This is a genomic window from Nocardia sp. NPDC004582 (assembly GCF_053602115.1).
In genome coordinates this window covers 52,047-68,427 of the sequence record NZ_JBSGCY010000008.1, presented here as the reverse complement: position 1 = coordinate 68,427, position 16,381 = coordinate 52,047, and the positions used below count along the sequence as shown (strand labels likewise).

Annotated in this window: 14 protein-coding genes; 8 read left to right on the top strand and 6 right to left on the bottom strand. The window is 67.3% G+C overall.

The genetic code is table 11. The annotated features are described in order from the left end of the window. Positions 1 to 10: 10 nt before the first annotated feature. Positions 11 to 1,702 carry an ABC transporter family substrate-binding protein gene (locus ACWELJ_RS04555; protein ID WP_452364785.1) on the top strand — a complete coding sequence of 564 codons (1,692 nt, stop codon included), beginning with the start codon at positions 11 to 13 and terminating at the stop codon, positions 1,700 to 1,702. Between the two features lie 38 nt (positions 1,703 to 1,740). Further along, positions 1,741 to 2,349 (top strand): hypothetical protein, encoded by a 609-nt coding sequence (locus ACWELJ_RS04550; RefSeq protein WP_452364784.1) that lies wholly within the window; start codon positions 1,741 to 1,743, stop codon positions 2,347 to 2,349. Between the two features lie 88 nt (positions 2,350 to 2,437). Here ACWELJ_RS04550 and ACWELJ_RS04545 read toward each other — a convergent pair whose 3' ends face one another. Then, the gene (locus tag ACWELJ_RS04545; RefSeq protein ID WP_452364783.1) at positions 2,438 to 3,190 is read right to left on the bottom strand and encodes a lysophospholipid acyltransferase family protein; all 753 of its coding nucleotides are present in this window, start codon (positions 3,188 to 3,190) and stop codon (positions 2,438 to 2,440) included. Between the two features lie 143 nt (positions 3,191 to 3,333). Between ACWELJ_RS04545 and ACWELJ_RS04540 the strand changes: the two genes are divergently transcribed. Further along, a complete protein-coding gene (locus ACWELJ_RS04540; protein ID WP_452364810.1) occupies positions 3,334 to 4,878 on the top strand; it encodes a Rieske 2Fe-2S domain-containing protein in 1,545 nt (514 codons plus the stop codon). A gap of 120 nt (positions 4,879 to 4,998) precedes the next feature. Here ACWELJ_RS04540 and ACWELJ_RS04535 read toward each other — a convergent pair whose 3' ends face one another. Then, a complete protein-coding gene (locus ACWELJ_RS04535; RefSeq protein ID WP_452364809.1) occupies positions 4,999 to 5,940 on the bottom strand; it encodes a DMT family transporter in 942 nt (313 codons plus the stop codon). Between the two features lie 21 nt (positions 5,941 to 5,961). Next, complete coding sequence (locus ACWELJ_RS04530; protein ID WP_452364782.1) at positions 5,962 to 6,180, bottom strand: hypothetical protein; 219 nt, start codon at positions 6,178 to 6,180, stop codon at positions 5,962 to 5,964. A 597-nt stretch (positions 6,181 to 6,777) separates the two neighbouring features. On the opposite strand from ACWELJ_RS04530, the gene ACWELJ_RS04525 reads away from it, so the two are divergent. From ACWELJ_RS04525 to ACWELJ_RS04515, 3 genes are all read left to right on the top strand, one after another. Then, the gene (locus tag ACWELJ_RS04525; RefSeq protein WP_452364781.1) at positions 6,778 to 7,665 is read left to right on the top strand and encodes a helix-turn-helix domain-containing protein; all 888 of its coding nucleotides are present in this window, start codon (positions 6,778 to 6,780) and stop codon (positions 7,663 to 7,665) included. Then, on the top strand, positions 7,655 to 7,861 hold the full coding sequence (locus tag ACWELJ_RS04520; RefSeq protein WP_452364780.1) for a DUF397 domain-containing protein: 207 nt from the start codon (positions 7,655 to 7,657) through the stop codon (positions 7,859 to 7,861). The genes ACWELJ_RS04525 and ACWELJ_RS04520 overlap by 11 nt, the downstream gene beginning before the upstream one ends. A gap of 281 nt (positions 7,862 to 8,142) precedes the next feature. Beyond that, positions 8,143 to 8,619 (top strand): hypothetical protein, encoded by a 477-nt coding sequence (locus ACWELJ_RS04515; RefSeq protein ID WP_452364779.1) that lies wholly within the window; start codon positions 8,143 to 8,145, stop codon positions 8,617 to 8,619. A gap of 57 nt (positions 8,620 to 8,676) precedes the next feature. On the opposite strand, the gene ACWELJ_RS04510 is transcribed toward ACWELJ_RS04515, so the two are convergent. From ACWELJ_RS04510 to serS, 3 genes are all read right to left on the bottom strand, one after another. Beyond that, entirely contained in the window at positions 8,677 to 9,975 is a 1,299-nt protein-coding gene (locus ACWELJ_RS04510) for an MFS transporter (protein ID WP_452364808.1), read from the bottom strand. 109 nt (positions 9,976 to 10,084) lie between these two features. After that, positions 10,085 to 11,878, bottom strand: coding sequence for a putative bifunctional diguanylate cyclase/phosphodiesterase (locus ACWELJ_RS04505; RefSeq protein WP_452364778.1), 1,794 nt, complete (start codon positions 11,876 to 11,878; stop codon positions 10,085 to 10,087). A 150-nt stretch (positions 11,879 to 12,028) separates the two neighbouring features. After that, the gene (gene serS / locus ACWELJ_RS04500; protein WP_452364777.1) at positions 12,029 to 13,288 is read right to left on the bottom strand and encodes a serine--tRNA ligase; all 1,260 of its coding nucleotides are present in this window, start codon (positions 13,286 to 13,288) and stop codon (positions 12,029 to 12,031) included. A 154-nt stretch (positions 13,289 to 13,442) separates the two neighbouring features. On the opposite strand from serS, the gene ACWELJ_RS04495 reads away from it, so the two are divergent. Next, positions 13,443 to 15,032 carry a GMC family oxidoreductase gene (locus tag ACWELJ_RS04495; protein WP_452364776.1) on the top strand — a complete coding sequence of 530 codons (1,590 nt, stop codon included), beginning with the start codon at positions 13,443 to 13,445 and terminating at the stop codon, positions 15,030 to 15,032. Between the two features lie 169 nt (positions 15,033 to 15,201). Next, positions 15,202 to 16,362: a septum formation family protein gene (locus ACWELJ_RS04490; protein WP_452364775.1), complete on the top strand. Its 1,161-nt coding sequence runs from the start codon at positions 15,202 to 15,204 to the stop codon at positions 16,360 to 16,362. Positions 16,363 to 16,381 lie beyond the last annotated feature (19 nt).

The window sequence follows — 16,381 nt, the reverse complement described above, 5'->3', positions numbered from 1 at the left end:
GGAGCAACCGGTGAGGATTCGCTCGATCGGAACGAAGCTCGCGGTCCCACTGGTCGCCGTGACAATGGTGGCGACCGGATGCGGTGGCGGCGACGACGGCACCGCGCCGCAGGGCAAAGCCGAGCTCGGCACCACCAGCGATATCAATCCGCACGACGTCGCCGACCTGAAGGACGGCGGCAATCTGCGGCTGGCCATGTCGGCGTTCCCGGCGAACTGGAACACGCTGAACATCGACGGCAATGACGCCGAGGTCATGGGCCTGGAACGGTCCATGATGCCGCGCGCCTTCAAATCCGATGCGTCGGGCAACCTCTCGCTCGACACCAACTACTTCACCGATGTCCAGCTGACGAATACCAATCCGCAGCAGGTCACCTACACGATCAACCCCAAGGCCGTCTGGTCCGACGGATCGCCGATCACCTGGGAGGACATCGCCGCCCAGGGCAACGCGCTCAGCGGGCGCAACAAGGACTTCCTGCTCGCCAACAACCAGGGTTGGGACCGGGTCGAGAAGATCGAGCGCGGGACCGACGACCGGCAGGCCGTCCTCACCTTCAACAAGCATTTCTCGGAGTGGAAGGGCCAGTTCGCCGGCAACTCCTTCCTCTACCCGAAGTCCGTGACCGGCACGCCGGAGTCCTTCAACAAGGGATCCGTGGATGCCATCGGGCTGACCTCGGGACCGTTCATCGTCCAGTCCACCGATCGTGGGCAGGGCCGGATCGTGTTGGGGCACAACCCGAAGTGGTGGGGTGACACCCCGAAACTCGACACCATCACCTTCAGCGTGCTCAATGACCAGGCAACCATGCCGGCCCTGCAGAACAACGAGATCGACGCGGTCGGTATCGGCTCGCGCGACGATCGCAAGACCGCCGAGAACACTCCGGGCGTGGTCATTCGCCACTCGCCCGGTAACTCGTGGTCGCACATCACCTTCAACGGCGCGCCCGGGTCGATCTTCGCCGACCCCAAGCTGCGCGTGGCCATCGGCAAGGCCATCGACCGGCAGGGTATCGCCACCGCCATCCAGACCGGCCTGGTCATCGATCCCAAGCCGCTCAACAACCACATCTATATGGCGGGACAGAAGGGCTATCAGGACAACGCTCCGGCCTTCGACCCGAACGAGGCCGCCAAGGAACTCGACGATCTCGGCTGGAAGGTGCCCGCCGGTGGCGGAATCCGTGAGAAGGACGGGAAGAAGCTCGAGTTCCGCGATGTCATGTACAACGCCGACACCTGGGTGCAGATGGCACAGGTCATGCAGCAGAATCTGGCCTCGATCGGCGTGAAGCTCAACATCGTCACCAAGCCCGGCCAGGACTATTTCACCAAGGTGATCCAGCCCGGCGACTTCGATATGGCGCACTGGAGCTGGGTCGGAGACCTGTTCCCGCTCGGCAGCATCGATCAGATCTGGGGCTACCACCCCGAAACCAATGACCTGCAGGGCAACTACGGCCGGATCGGCTCGCCCGAACTCAACGACCTGATCGAGAAGACCGTCTCCGAGCTCGATCCCGACAAGGCCATCGAACTGGCCAACCAGGTCGACAAGCAGATCTTCGCGGAAGGACACTCCCTGCCGCTCATGCAGTCGGCGGGCAATGTGGCCGTTCGCGCCAACCTCGCCAACTACGGTGCCGCCGGTCTGGCCAGCCTTGACTACACCAAAATCGGCTTCCTGAAGTGAATTCCCGGGTGGGCCATCCCCTGGCCTATCCGGCGCTCGTGACGATCGGGACCCTGGCGATCACCATCGCCTGGGTCCCGTTCGCTGATCCGGAGCAGGTGGCGATGCTGGTCGCCGTGGTGGCGGTCATCTTGGGCTACACCGGGTTTCGGTTCATGGTCGCGCTCGGGTATCTGCCCGCGGGGGTGCGGGGTAGGGCGAGAGAAGTGGGGGTGCGGCGGGTTCGGCAGCAGCATCGGTTGGTGAGCCGGTCGTGGCTGGAGATCAATGTCGACGGTCGGGACCGGTGGCTGCCGGTGTATTTCGAACCGGAGCTGGTGACATGGGCGCGGGAGACGGCCGAGATCTCGGGCCGGGCCGTGTCCATCGGCGGGCGGCGGGTGTATCCGTCGGGCCGGGCGCGGGATTCGGAGCCGGTGGGGCGGCTGGTCGACAATCCGATGCGGCCCGATCCGGAGGCGTTGGCGCGCACCGGGTTCGGGCGGCGGCTGGTGTTCGATGCGCAGTCGGCCGTTGCGGGGCCGTTCGCAGGGTTGTTGTGGGTGTACGTGGATGGCGGGGGGATCGCCGCGTTCGCGGGGGCGACGGTGGTCGCGATGGCCGCCGCTACCTGGTTGTCGGCGGTGCGGGGGTCCGACCCCAGCTGAGCCGCGCGGCGGAGGGCGCATGGACGAGCACGGCCTGCCTCGGGAGTGCTCCGTCCCGAGGCAGGCCGTCGCGATTCGCGGGAATCGGCTAGTCGCCGGACTGCTGGGCGCGGCGAGCGGCCTTCTCCGCCGCCTCGGCCTGGTCCATGGCGTTCGCCTCGTCGAGGGTGGGGGCGCCGCCGCCGAGGCGGGACGGGACCCAGTAGGCGCCGGGCTCGTGGGAGTAGCCCTGCTGCAGGTCCAGGAGCATGTCGTGCATGGTGCCCTTGAGTTGCTCGGTCAGGGCCGAAGCGGGCTCGAAGGGCTGGATGGGCTTGCCGACCGCGATGGAGATGGGGGTGTTGGTGCGGCCCAGGCGCTTCGGGTGGCCCTTGGTCCAGACGCGCTGGGCGCCCCAGATGACGATCGGGATGATCGGGACATTCGCCTCGAGAGCCATGCGGGCCGCGCCGGACTTGAAGTCCTTCAACTCGAAGCTGCGGCTGATGGTCGCCTCGGGGTAGACGCCGACCAGTTCGCCGGCCTTCAGGCGGGCCACCGCCTCGTGATAGGAATCCGCGCCCGCCGACCGGTCCACCGGAATGTGCTTCAGCGCACGCATGATCGGACCGGTGATGGAATTGTCGAAGACTTCCTTCTTCGCCATGAAGCGGATGTAGCGCTTCGTGGCACGGGCGGGCAGGCCCGCGTAGGTGAAGTCCATGTACCCGGTGTGGTTGATCGCGATCACCGCACCACCGGTGGCCGGAATGTTCTCATCGCCCTTGATGGCGAACTTCAGGCCCTGCAGCGCGAAAACGGTGCGGGCCAGCCCGATGATCGGGTAGTAGACGGGTTCCACAGTTCCGCTAGCGTAGTCGCTGCCCGCGCGGCATCCAGTGATCCAGGTAACAGCGATTCGATTGATGCGGTTACTGCATCGGTGCCGTCTCCGGCCAGCCAGTAGTCTGGGTGGCTGGTAACGGTCAGGGAGGAATGAAGCTCGTGCAGATCACCAGCGTCGGACACGCCGGATTCCACATCCGGACCGCGGCCGGAACGATCCTCTGTGATCCGTGGGTCAATCCGGCCTACTTCGGATCATGGTTCCCGTTCCCCGACAACACCCAGCTGGACTGGGACGAGCTCGGCAACTGCGACTTCCTCTACGTATCGCACCTGCACCGCGATCACTGGGACGCCAAGCTGCTCGCGGACAAGATCAACAAGGACGCCACCGTCCTGCTCCCCGACTATCCGGTGCCGGATCTCGAGCGGGAGCTGCGAGCGCTCGGGTTCACCAAGTTCGTGGAGACCGAGGATTCCGTCAAGACCACTGTCACCGGTCCCGGCGGCGACCTCGACATCATGATCATCGCGCTGCGCGCGCCCGCCGACGGACCGATCGGCGACTCCGCGCTCGTCGTGGCCGACGGGGAAACCGTCTGCTTCAACATGAACGACGCGCGGCCCGTCGACATGGATGTGCTGCACGACGCCTTCGGGCATGTGGACATCCACCTGCTGCAGTACTCCGGGGCCATCTGGTACCCGATGGTCTACGACATTCCGACCAAGACCAAGGCCAACTTCGGCAAGCAGAAGCGGCAGCGCGGCATGGACCGCGCGCGCTCCTACATCGAACAGGTCGGGGCCACCTGGGTCGTCCCGTCCGCCGGACCGCCGGTATTCCTCGACGACGAGCTGCGCTACCTCAACGACGACCGCGGCGACGAAGGCAACATCTTCCCCGACCAGATCACGTTCCTGGATCAGATGAAGATCCACGGCAACGAGGGCGGACTGCTGCTGATCCCCGGCTCGACCGCGGATCTGCGTGGCAAGGAACTGCTTTCGCTCACCCACCCGGTCGACCCGGACACCATCTACGGCGACAAGGCCGCCTACATCGAGGACATGGCCCAGCGCATGGCTCCGGTGCTGGCCGCCGAGAAGGCCACCTGGGCTCCCGCCGAGGGCGAACCGCTGCTGCCCGCGCTGAAGACCAAGTTCGAGCCGATCATGAAGCAGAGCGACCTGATCTGCGACGGCATCGGCTACCCCGTCGGCCTGGTCATGGGCGACGAGACCGTGGTGCTCGACTTCCCCAAGCGCGAGGTTCGCCTTCCCGTCGAAGGCGAAGGCAAGTACCGCTACGGATTCCGCATCGCCCCGCAGCTGGTCCGCACCGTGCTGCGCGACGACGAACCCGACTGGGTCAACACCATCTTCCTGTCCACGCGCTTCACCACCTGGCGCATCGGCGGCTACAACGAATTCCTCTACACCTTCTTCAAGTGCCTCACCGACGAGCGCATCGCCTACGCCGACGGCTGGTTCTCCGAAGCCCACGACGACACCGCCTCCACCGAACTCGACGGCTGGGAAGTGCAGCGCCGCTGCCCGCATCTCAAGGCCGATCTGTCGAAGTTCGGTGTGGTGGAAGGCAATACGCTGACCTGCAACCTGCACGGGTGGCAGTGGGATCTGGAGTCGGGGCGTTGCAAGACGTCCAAGGGGCACGAGCTGCGGTCGAAGAAACTGGCCTGACAGCGTGATCGCGGGCGGTGCCAGGGGTATCGGCCGCGAACCTGAAACCGTTGTCACACAGCGGATCTATCGGGATCTGGCGCCATCCTGGGCAGCACCTCCCTGATGATCCGGGGGTACTCACGCGGGCTGTCCCGCGCGGGACCTCGCGGCCACCGCCACCGCCACGAAGGTCAAGGCGCAACCCGTGACCGCCAGCGCGGACACACCGGCACCGGTCGGCGCGACCACATCCAGCACCACCGACGCGAGCAGCTGACCGGCCACCGAGGCCAGGCCCAGCAGCAGCACGCCGATCCAGCGCACCACGGCCACGGCCAGCGCGACGAACGAAATCCCGATCAACCCACCGAGATACAGCCAGGGCTCGGTGGGAGGGCTGTGCAGACCACCGCGCCGAACCAGCACCACCGCCTCGACGACGAGCAGCGCGGCGGTACCGGTCGCGAAATTCGCCAGGGTCGCCGTCAGCGGACCGCCGACCGCGCCCACCCGGCCGTTCACCGCCTGCTGCCACGCCACCAGCACACCCGAGACCAACGGCAGCAGGACCAGGAGCAGTGACGTCGCGGAGTGCACGGCCGTGCCCGTTCCGCTGCGGCCGACGACCGCGAGTAGCACCGCGACCAGACCGAGCAACGCCGCACCGACCCTCAGCCCGGTCACCGGCGTGGGTCCGCCCGGCCCCCAACCCAGCCGATCCACCACCAAGCTGCTCGCCAGCTGCCCCGCCACCGTGGCCACCGTGAACGCCGTGACCCCGATGGTCGCCACCGTCAGCCCCTGACACGCGACGAAGAACGCGCCCGACAGGCCGCCGAGCAGCTGCCACCAGCGCAACTCGCCCGTATCCAGCGCGTTCCGCACGTGGCCGATCCCGGCCCGCAAACGGCCGCTGAGCGCGAAGACCACCGCCAGAATCAGCAACCCGCTCCCGAAACTGATGGCCGCGGCCGCGATCCCATCCCCGAGTCGGTGCCCCAACTCCCCATTGATCCGCGCCTGCACGGCCACCGCCGCGCCGATGGCACCCCCGAACCCCAACCCCACCCAACGCCGCATCGCCACCGCCCGATTCTGCTCTCATCGGGCGCTTCCACGCCCGACCGGCCGGATCGTGTGCGCGGCGGCGGCCCGGCCCTCCGCCCGATTCTCGGCCTCGATGCGCGCCCGGATCGCGGCGACCGAGTACCTGTCCCGCCCATGCCGCGCCGCCGGCACGGGCACGTCCTGGGTCATCCGCACCGCGGCCAGCGCGCACAGAATCACCGTCGCCGCCGCGAAGAACAGTTCAACCAGCATCGGAATGCCTTTCGCTCGGTTCCACCGTCCGCCCGCGCAAATACGCGGCCGCACTCGCCTTCCGCGCACACGCCGGATCACAGCCGGCGTGAATAACGAGAATCCCCTCCGCCCGCTCCCGAGAAATAGGGACAATCCGCCCATCAGCGCAGTGATCCCCCACCCGCGTCCCAGACTCTCCCCCGCTCATTGCCGTTCTCCCCCGAAATCCCCTGCCGCACTGACGAATCCCTCCAGCACGGCCCGCGCCCGCCGCCGCACCCGGCACACCTCCCGGTCACAGAACCGGTGCACCTGCCACGCCAGCCGAGCGTCGCCCCTCGTCAACGGTCCCGGATCCGATTCGCAATCAAGCAGATTCATCGCAAACCTCTCAATCGGTGCGAATAGAAGCGCCCGGCGAGGGTGTCGGAGTGGAGTGCACCCTCAACCGGACGCAATCCCATGAGACGCCTGGAATACGCCGGGTGTCAGCCAGATTCGGGATTTCCGACTCGCAATTTCCAAATGCCCAGCACGCCTTCCGAGATGAGTGCCATGCTTATCCCGAAGCGGGAAGAAGCAGCCATCCGAAACGGAAGGACTGTCATGCCGGACATGGGTTTGACGCTGCCGCTGCGCCAGCTCGGGCGGTACTTGCGCGACTGGCGGATTCGATCCTCGATGAGCCTCGAGGAAGCCGCCAAGGTGCTCGAGGTCGGGTCGACCACCCTGCATCGCGCCGAGAAGGGCGGCAACCGGCGCATCAAGTCGTACTTCGTCGAAAAGGCCTGCGAGCTATACGGCGTTCCGCCCGATATCCGGGAGGGCATGGTCGGTCTGGCCAAACAGGCCGCGACGGGTACCAACTGGTGGCACGCGTACGGCGACGTCATCCCCAAGGACTTCGACGTGTACATGAGCCTCGAAGCCTTTGCGCGCCGGATCGTCTCGTACCAGCCGAACTTGATACCTGGCCTACTGCAGACGGAGGACTACGACCGGGCCTTGGTCCAACAGATCTGGCCAGACGCACCGGTGGACGAGTGGATCAGCCGTGGGCGAATCAAAGCCCATCGGCAGAACATGATCTTGCGCAAGCTCGAGCCGACCACTTTGGACGTGGTCATCGGCGAAGCTGCCTTGCGCCACATGGTTGGATCTCCCGCCACGATGGCGAACCAACTGCGGCGGCTGATCGAGCTCCCAGCACTACATCCGAACATCCACCTGCACATCCTGCCGTTCGATGCCGGATTCCCAGGCGGCGTATCGATGCCCGCTTTCGTTGTCCTGAATTTCGCGACCGAAGCAACCGGAGAGCCAACGGAACCACCTCTGGTCTTCCTGGAGGTCACCGTGGGCGGCATGTACCTCGAGGACCAGGACGACGTCGACTTCTACACTCGGAAATACCGGCTGCTCGAACAAGCCAGTCTGTCCGACATCGACGCCGCCAAGCTCCTGACGTGGCTAACGAGAGAGTATGAAAACCGTGAAAGATGATCTTGCCGAGGCGAACTGGTTCACCAGCACCTACAGCCAGGGCGGCGGGGAATGCGTCGAGGTCGCCTTCGTCGAGGGCGGACGTGTCGCCGTACGTGACAGCAAGGATCAGCACGGGCCGGCGTTCGTGTTCACTCCGGCCCAGTGGAATGCGTTCACCGGCGGCGTGCGACGCGGCGAATTCGACCGGGCCTGAGCGACGTAGGGCGTTCCTCGCCGGTGCGGGGAGCTCATGCCGGAGGCCTCGTCCGCTGCGAAACCGGGGAGGGTTCGCCATGTCGGTCGATCTTCATCGCGCCCCCTCGAGCTCGCCGAGTGGCACCGCCTGGAGGGGGTGTGTCCGGTTTGCCTCCACCAAGTGCCACTCGGCATTTCAGGGGTGCTGGCCGAGGAGAGGGGCGTGGCTGGGTTTGTTCCTGGGACGAGTTCGCTTGTGCCACAGGGCGAGAGCGGTAGTGAGTGCGTAGGATTATCGCCATGTGGACTGCTGTGGCATCTGGGGCGTTTGCGCTGTTGGGCGCGAGCCTTGGAGCGCTGACAACTATCCTCATACAGCGGCAAATGGTCCTGCTCGAGCGCGAGAAGCTGCGTCATGTCGCCATTGGACGGGTAAACGCACTGAGCATTGCGGTCTTCCGTGACATGCTTGCGGCCGGCAAGAAGGTCGAGTTGATCGTCGAACGTCGTGAAAACGGCGAGACGCTGGACGACTCGGACGTTTCGGCGGCGACTTCGGCGATGTGGCTCAGATGGCAAGAGGTCGCCGTGTTCTGCCCGCGGGCGATCCGCGATGCTGCCCTGCCCTTCGTCGAAGTACTTCACAAGGGGGCCCACAACAAGCTCGATGAGTCGTTGGACCGGAACCTCACCGGCCCTCGCGCAACCTTGTTCGAAATCGCTGCGCCGATCTTCCAAGAGGAATTCGACGGGGGGTACGCAGCGAACACTCCTTGAGCTCGGACCATCGCCTCGGCGATAACCAGATCATCGGTTCGGCAGGAGCCGAGGTGTTCAGCGCGGGAGCCAGGTTGGGGTGAGGGCGGCGGCCAGGAGAAGGGGTGCGCCGAGTGCCGCGACCATGAGCGGCAAGGGAAGCCAGGCGGTGGCTACGGCGGCGAAAACGAAGACCAGCAGGGCGATCACCTCCGTGGTGAAGCCCGCTACCGAGGTCACTGTGGCTCGGGCGGGGCCGGTGATGGCGTCTTGGAGCCGGGCCGAGGCTATGACGTCGGCGTTGTAGTCGATGCCGTAGGCGACGCTCACCGCCGAGAAGCCCACGGCGGTCAGCACATACAGGGCGGTCGGGTGAACGGCAGCCGCTCCGGCCAGCAGCGCGCCGCCGATGAACAGGACACCGGCCACGGCCAGGACGCATGCCATGACGCGGGCGGATATTCGCTCGGTGCGGCCCGCCAGCATCGCACCGGCGAGAGATCCGGCGACCGTGATGCCGACCAGCACCGCCGCCAAGGATGGTCCGGCGCCGGCGTGGGCGGCCAGCAGCGAGAAGTACTCGTCGAACGCGGTGATGCCGTTCAGCAGCGCCACCAGGATCACACCGCGACGGATCACCCTCACCCGCAGCGCTTCTCGCATGCCGGCGCGCAGCATGGCGACGTACCCGCGGGGAGGCGATTCCAGCTCGGGCGCATCGCGGCACTCCACGGTGCGCCACGGCCGATCCGGCTCGCCGTCCCAGCCGAGCCCCTGATCGACGGGCGCCGTCCCCGCGTCGAGCATGCCCTCCGCGTCCTCGAGGCCCTCGATCTCGGTGGTGGACAGGGACTTCGGTGCGTGGGGCAGCAGTACCGCCGTCGACGTGTGCGCCGCGGCGATCGCGACACTCGACCACGCGACCAGGGCGTAACCGCCCCAGGCGTACAGCGGGGCGGCCGCGAGAATGCCCGCGAGCGCGGCCGCTTCGGTGGCGGCGCGGACATAGCCCATCAGACGCGGGTATTCGCCGGTTGCCGCGCGGGCGTGCAGGTCGTCGTAGATCAGTGCCTCGAACGTGCCCGATCGAAGCGCGCCGGACGTGCCCCAGAGCACGAAGCCGAGAGCGAAACCCAGGTAGGACGGGTAGAGAGTCCAGACCGCGAAGCCTGCCGCCAGCAGTGCGCCGGACAGTATGAGCAGGCCACGCCGCGAGACGGTGTCGGCCCAGGCGCCGGAGGGGATCTCCAGGAGGAACGCGGTGGCGGACCAGATCGCGAACAGCGAGGAGATCTGCGCGGGGTTCAGGCCGTGGTCGGCGAACAGCAGGGCATAGATGGCGTAGAGCGGGATCAGGTCCGCGGTGAACGCGAACAGGACCGCTCGGACGGTGAGCGCCCGAATCGAGCCCGCACGCTCGGTGCGGGTTCGGGGCAGAGCACTACGAAGGACGAATCAACAGGCGTAGATCAGCATCCGCATGCGATCAACTCTGCGCGCCGGGCGTACCGCCGTCAACCGGATTATCGAGCGGGATCCAGCCGTTGCCGGCCGGCTCGCCCTCCGACACCGACGCGCCGACCAGGCCGTGGCGGTCGTTGAGGTCGTTGATGAGTTCGGTGACCGGGTGCGAGTCGCTGTAGTGGTAGCCCTGGGCGAGCGCGAAACCGAGTTCGGTCAGGACCGCGGCCTGGTATTCGGTTTCCACGCCCTCGGCGATGACCTGCAGATCCAGGGACTTGCTCAATGCGGCGATCACGCCCAGCAGCGGCGGGGCCGGGGAATCGGAGCGGATCGACGCCACGAAGGACTGATCCACCTTGAGGATGTCCGACGGCAGCGTGGCCAGGCGGCTCAGCGAGGAGTAGCCGGTGCCGAAATCGTCGATGGCGATGCGGACGCCGAACTCGCGCAGCTTGTGCAGGTTCGCGATCGCGGTCTCGGATTCGGCGGCCAGCTCGCTCTCGGTCACCTCGAGCACCAGTTGCGCGGCGGGCCAGCCGGTTTCCTCGAGAATCCCGGAAACCCGGGCGGCGTACTCGGACTCGGCCAGCTCCAGACCGCTCACATTGACGTTCAGGGTCAGATCCAGCTGCGCGAACGTCTCCTGGAGGCGGGCGGCGTCCGCGCAGGCGCGGCGCAACACCAGCTCGTCCAGATCGGAGATGAGGTCGTACTCCTCGGCGACCCGGATCAGGCCCTCGGTGGTGACCTCCGGCTGCGCGTGAGAAGACCAGCGCAGCAAGGCTTCCACACCGACCGCGCGGGTATTGCCGTCGGTGAGACTCACGATCGGCTGGTACTGCACGTCCAGGGTGCCGCGGTCGATGGCCTCACGCAGCTCCACCGCCAGCGGCAGCTGCCGCGACGACTCCAGCACCGTGCGATTGCGGCCCGCCTGCTTGGCCCGGTACAGGCCCACATCCGCGCGCGACACCAGCAGCGAACCGGATTCGCCCGGCTGCCAGGACGTCACACCCGCCGAGCACCCGGTGGTGACGGCGGCGCGCAGCTCCTCGGTCAACAGGATCGCGGCCTGCTCGGTGGTGCCGGGCAGCAGCAGCGCGAAAGCGTCACCGCCGTAGCGGGCCAGGCGCTGATCCGGCGCAAGCAGTTTCGACCAGGTGTCGGCCACCCGCTGCAGCACGGCGTCACCGGCCCGGTGACCCAGGTGATCGTTGATCTTCTGGAAGCGGTCCAGGTCCACCAGCACCAGGGCCAGACCCTGACCGGTGCGGGTGGCGTGCGCGATCGCATTGCTCAGCGCGCGATCGAACCCGCGGCGATTCAGCAGACCGGTCAGCACGTCGATATCGGCGTCGGACGCCATGCGCGTCAAAATGCCGACCACGATGCCGATTCCGAACGTGATGCCCGCCGGAATGATGCCCGACCACCACGGCAGCCCGCGCGACGGCACCACCCACAGGCAGCAGGCGATGGCGAACGCCAGATGCCCGCCCAGCCAGCGCCAGGAGAAGAAGATCGCGGCGTCACAGGCCACGAAGACATAGAACGCGGCCAGGCTGATCGCGCCGACCGTGTTCGGAAACCAATGCACCGCAACGGTCACCAGCACCGTCGCGGTCGCCACATAGGCGTGATGCACCGAATGCGGCAGCCGCGGACCCCAGATGAGCAGACTGATACCCAGCAGCAGCGCCACGAACGCCGCCGCGCCCACCAGCGGCCGATTGCCCTCATCACCCGGAGCGACGGCGGTCAGGGCCAGACCCAGCAAGCCACCCATGACGTAGAACGCCCCGGTGGTCCGAGCCATGACCATTGCCGTCGCCAGCGCCGATGCCGCCCGGACCCGGGTTCGGGCATCGCCGCGAGACCCGATTCCTCGCACGCTGCCCAGCCTAGCCACAAGCCCAGCCAGCGGTAGACACATCCGGCGGAATAAGCCACGCCGAGTAGCGAATACTCAGCGGGGCTCCAGAACCTCGGCGCCGACGAAAGGCACCAGCGCAGCGGGCACCCGCACCGAACCATCGGCTTGCTGATGGTTTTCCAGCAGCGCGACAATCCAGCGCGTTGTCGCCAATGTGCCATTCAGGGTGGCGGCGATCTGCGGCTTACCGTTCTCGTCCCGGTACCGGACATTCAGGCGGCGGGCCTGGAACGTCGTGCAATTCGAGGTCGAGGTGAGTTCGCGGTAGGTCTGCTGGGTGGGAACCCAAGCCTCGCAATCGAATTTGCGGGCCGCCGAGCTGCCCAGGTCGCCCGCGGCCACATCGATCACCCGGTAGGGCACCTCGATCGCGGCCAGCATCTCCCGCTCCCAGGCCAGCAGCCGCCGGTGCTCCTCGTCGGCCTGCTCCGGGGTGGTGTAGACGAACATCTCCACCTTGTCGAACTGGTGCACGCGGATGATGCCGCGGGTGTCCTTGCCGTAGCTGCCCGCCTCGCGGCGGAAGCACGACGACCAGCCGGCATAGCGCTTGGGACCGGCGCTCAGATCCAGGATCTCGCCCGAGTGATACCCCGCCAGCGGCACCTCCGAGGTGCCGACCAGGTACAGGTCGTCCTCCTCCAGGTGGTAGACCTCGGCGGAATGCTGGCCCAGGAAGCCCGTGCCCTGCATGATCTCCGGGCGCACCAGCACCGGCGGGATCATCATGGTGAAACCGTTCGCCACCGCCTTCTGCGCGGCCAGCTGCAACAGACCCATCTGCAGCAGCGCGCCGTAACCGGTGAGGAAGTAGAAGCGCGAACCCGAGACCTTCGCACCGCGCTCCATATCGATCACGCCCAGCGACTCACCCAGATCCAGGTGATCCTTCGGCTCGAAATCGAACTCACGCGGGGTGCCGACGGTCTCGAGCACGATGTAGTCGTCCTCGCCGCCGGCGGGCGCGCCCTCCTGCACCACGTTCGACAGGGCACGCTGGGCGGCGTCGAGGTCGGCGTTCGCGGCATGCTCGGCCGCCTCCGCCTCCTTCACCTTCGCCGACAGCTCCTGGCCGACCGCGAGCAGCGCCGGGCGCTCCTCCTTGGAAGCCTTGCCGACCTTCTTGCCCAGGGCCTTCTGCTCGGCGCGCAGATTGTCGGCCGTCGCGACCGCCGCACGACGGGCGGCATCCGCCTCGAGCAGGGCATCCACCAGAGACGGGTCCTCACCGCGAGCACGCTGCGAAGCACGGACCACGTCGGGGTTTTCCCGCAGGAATCGAAGGTCGATCATGGGTATTCAGCCTAGTGGGAAGGCGCTACCGGTTTTCGTGTAGGTCCGATCAATTCATCCACCCCACAACCTGGTGATTTCCGCCATAGGGTTAGCCCGATGGGACGGCAGGGGCCCGGGAGGGGCTCCGCCGTGGTCTTTCCGAGGAGTCACCATGCCCCAATACACCCCGCACACCGCCGATTTCGTCGTGGTCGGAGCCGGATCGGCGGGGGCCGCACTGGCCGCGAAACTCAGTGAGCGACCCGGCGTCAGCGTCGTGGTCCTGGAGGCCGGCGGCGAGGACAACGACAAGTTCGCGCACATCCCCGCGGCGTTCAACCAGCTGTTCCAGGGCGACAACGACTGGAACTACCGCACCGAGACCCAGCCCGAACTCAGCAACCGGCGGGTCTACTGGCCGCGCGGCAAGATGCTCGGCGGATCCTCCTCCATGAACGCCATGATGTGGGTGCGCGGCTTCGCCGCCGACTACGACGAATGGGCCCGCTACGCCGGACCCGAATGGTCCTTCGAGAAAGTGCTCCCGTACTTCCAGCGGATCGAATCCGTGGAGGAGGCCGGCGAGCCCGGCGAAGGCCGCAAGGGACCGCTGCACATCTCCCGCCAGCGCAGCCCGCGCCCGCTCACCCACACCTACCTGCAGGCCGCCGCCGAAGCCGGATACCCGGTGGAACGCGCCAACAGCGATCGGCCGCAAGGGTTCTCGCAGACCATGGTGACCCAGAAGCGCGGCGCCCGCTGGAGCACCGCCGACGCCTACCTGCGGCCCGCCCGCCAGCAGGGGCGCAATATCACCGTCGTCACCGACGCGCACGCCACCCGGGTGCTGTTCGAGGGCACCCGCGCCATCGGCGTGGAATTCCGGATCGGCGGCGAGACCAAGCAGATCAGCGCCAAACGCGAGGTCATCCTGTCCGGCGGCGCGATCAACACCCCGCAGCTGCTCAACCTCTCCGGCATCGGCGACGGCGACCGGCTGCAGGAACTCGGCATCCCCGTGGTGCGGCACCTGCCCGAGGTCGGGCGCGGCCTGCGCGACCACCTGGCCGCGCCCATCGTCTACCGGACCCAGGGCGGCAGCCTCTACGGCGCGGACAAGAACCTGCTCGAACTGGCCAGCTACTTCGTGCTGCGGCGCGGGCAGCTCACCTCCAATATCGGTGAGGCGTACGGATTCACGCGCAGCCGCCCGGACCTCGACCTGCCCGATCTGGAACTCATCTTCGCGCCCGCCCCCTACATCGCCGAGGGACTGGGCGAACCGGACGGGCACGCGCTCACCTTCGCCGCGGTGCTGCTCAAGCCGGAATCCATCGGCAGCGTCACCATCACCTCGCCGGATCCGTTCGTCGCGCCGCGCATCAACCCGCGCTACTGCGCCGAACCGGCCGACCGCGCCGCCCTGCTCGCGGGTCTGCGCACCTGCGTCGAGATCGCCGGCCAGCCCTCGATGAAGGAGCACATCGGCGAACTCATGCAGCCCGCCGTCCCCGCCGACACCCCGATGGACGAGGTGCTGCGCCGCTGCCTCGAGGACCACTCGCACACGCTGTACCACCCGGTCGGCACCTGCGCGATGAGCCGCGACGAATCCAGCGTGGTGGACCCGGAACTGCGGGTGCGCGGCATCGAGGGCCTGCGCGTGGCCGACACCTCGGTGATGCCGGTGATCACCCGCGGCCACACCCACGCCCCGGCCGTCATGATCGGCGAGAAGGCGGCCGACCTGATCTTGTCGTGAGGGTCCTGCCCCGCTCAAAGGACTGAAACAGCACCTAGAGGTTCGCGGCCGTCTCGATTCTGGACTGACGGAGCGGGGGAGCGAAGCGGAGGAGCGGAGGAGGGAAGAATCGAGACCACGGGGCCGCGAACCAGCCGGAGCGCAGCGGAGGCAATTAAGCTCGGCTGCGATGCCTGAGCACAAGACGCCTTCGCAGTGGTCCGCGCCGTCCTCGCAGCGCCCCGGGTCGCCGTCCCGTCGCAAGCCGACGGCGACGGATCGACTGCTGACGCCCTTCCGCGCGGTGGAAGCCAAGCTGGACAAGAACGGTCCGCTCTCGGCGTCCACCGTGCGGTGGGGGCTGCTGGCCATGGCGGTCGGCGTCACGCTCGCCGTGCTCATCACCATGTTCGTCTCGCACGGCTTCGACTCCAACCGGGTCAAGGCGCACGCGCCGGGGGCCGCACAGCCCACCGGCGCGGTGGCGGGCGCGGCCTTCGGCACGGCCAAGGAGGGCGACTGCCTGACCTGGAGCAAGTCCAATGCCAGCGACCTGTCCAAGGTGGAGTGCGGCAGCAAGCACCTGTTCGAAGTAACCGCCGACATCGACCTGAGCAAGTACCCGGGCAAGGAATTCGGGCCGGGCTCCCGCTTCCCGGACTCGCTGCGCTTCTCCGAACTGCGCGACGAGCACTGCGTCAGTGCCGCCCAGGAGTACCTCGGCGGCCGACTGGACCCACGCGGCAAATTCGTTGTCGGCCTGATCAATCCGGGTGAGGCGGGCTGGAAGGCGGGCGAGCGCACGCTGCGCTGCGGCCTGCAGGTCTCCGGCAGCCAGGGCCTGGCCACCAAGCCGATCACCGGCAGCGTGCGCGACATCAACCAGTCCAAGGTCTACGACGTGGGCACCTGCATCGGCATCAAATCGAACCTGCCCACCGATCCGGTCGACTGCACCCAGTCGCACGCCTTCGAGATCGTCTCCACCGTGGACCTGGCCACCCACTTCAACGGCGGCCCGCCCTCGAAGGACGAGCAGGACAAGTTCATGGAAGACCAGTGCGCCAAGGACGCCGCCGACTACCTCGGCTCCCCCGACGCGCTGCGCAACAAGACCCTGACCCTGTTCTGGGACGCGCTCGACACCCGCAGCTGGGTGGCCGGCAGCCGCAGCCTCAACTGCATGGTCGGCAAGGGCGCGGATCAGGAAGGCTTCGCGGCCATCACCGGATCGGCCAAGGGCGACATCCAGATCGACGGTCAGGCCCCGGTGCCGCCGCCCAACAGCGGCCGCTACACCCCGCCGCCGCTGCCCGGCGCGGTGCCGCCGGTCATCCCCCAGCCGCGTTAGTCCCGGGGGACACCGCAGT

Bases quoted from the DNA above. Each gene is read 5' to 3' on its own strand.
- ACWELJ_RS04535 (WP_452364809.1), bottom strand. From the start codon at position 5,940: ATGCGGCGTTGGGTGGGGTTGGGGTTCGGGGGTGCCATCGGCGCGGCG.
- ACWELJ_RS04530 (WP_452364782.1), bottom strand. From the start codon at position 6,180: ATGCTGGTTGAACTGTTCTTCGCGGCGGCGACGGTGATTCTGTGCGCG.
- ACWELJ_RS04525 (WP_452364781.1), top strand. From the start codon at position 6,778: ATGGGTTTGACGCTGCCGCTGCGCCAGCTCGGGCGGTACTTGCGCGAC.
- ACWELJ_RS04515 (WP_452364779.1), top strand. From the start codon at position 8,143: ATGTGGACTGCTGTGGCATCTGGGGCGTTTGCGCTGTTGGGCGCGAGC.
- ACWELJ_RS04505 (WP_452364778.1), bottom strand. From the start codon at position 11,878: ATGGCTCGGACCACCGGGGCGTTCTACGTCATGGGTGGCTTGCTGGGT.
- serS (WP_452364777.1), bottom strand. From the start codon at position 13,288: ATGATCGACCTTCGATTCCTGCGGGAAAACCCCGACGTGGTCCGTGCT.
- ACWELJ_RS04495 (WP_452364776.1), top strand. From the start codon at position 13,443: ATGCCCCAATACACCCCGCACACCGCCGATTTCGTCGTGGTCGGAGCC.
- ACWELJ_RS04490 (WP_452364775.1), top strand. From the start codon at position 15,202: ATGCCTGAGCACAAGACGCCTTCGCAGTGGTCCGCGCCGTCCTCGCAG.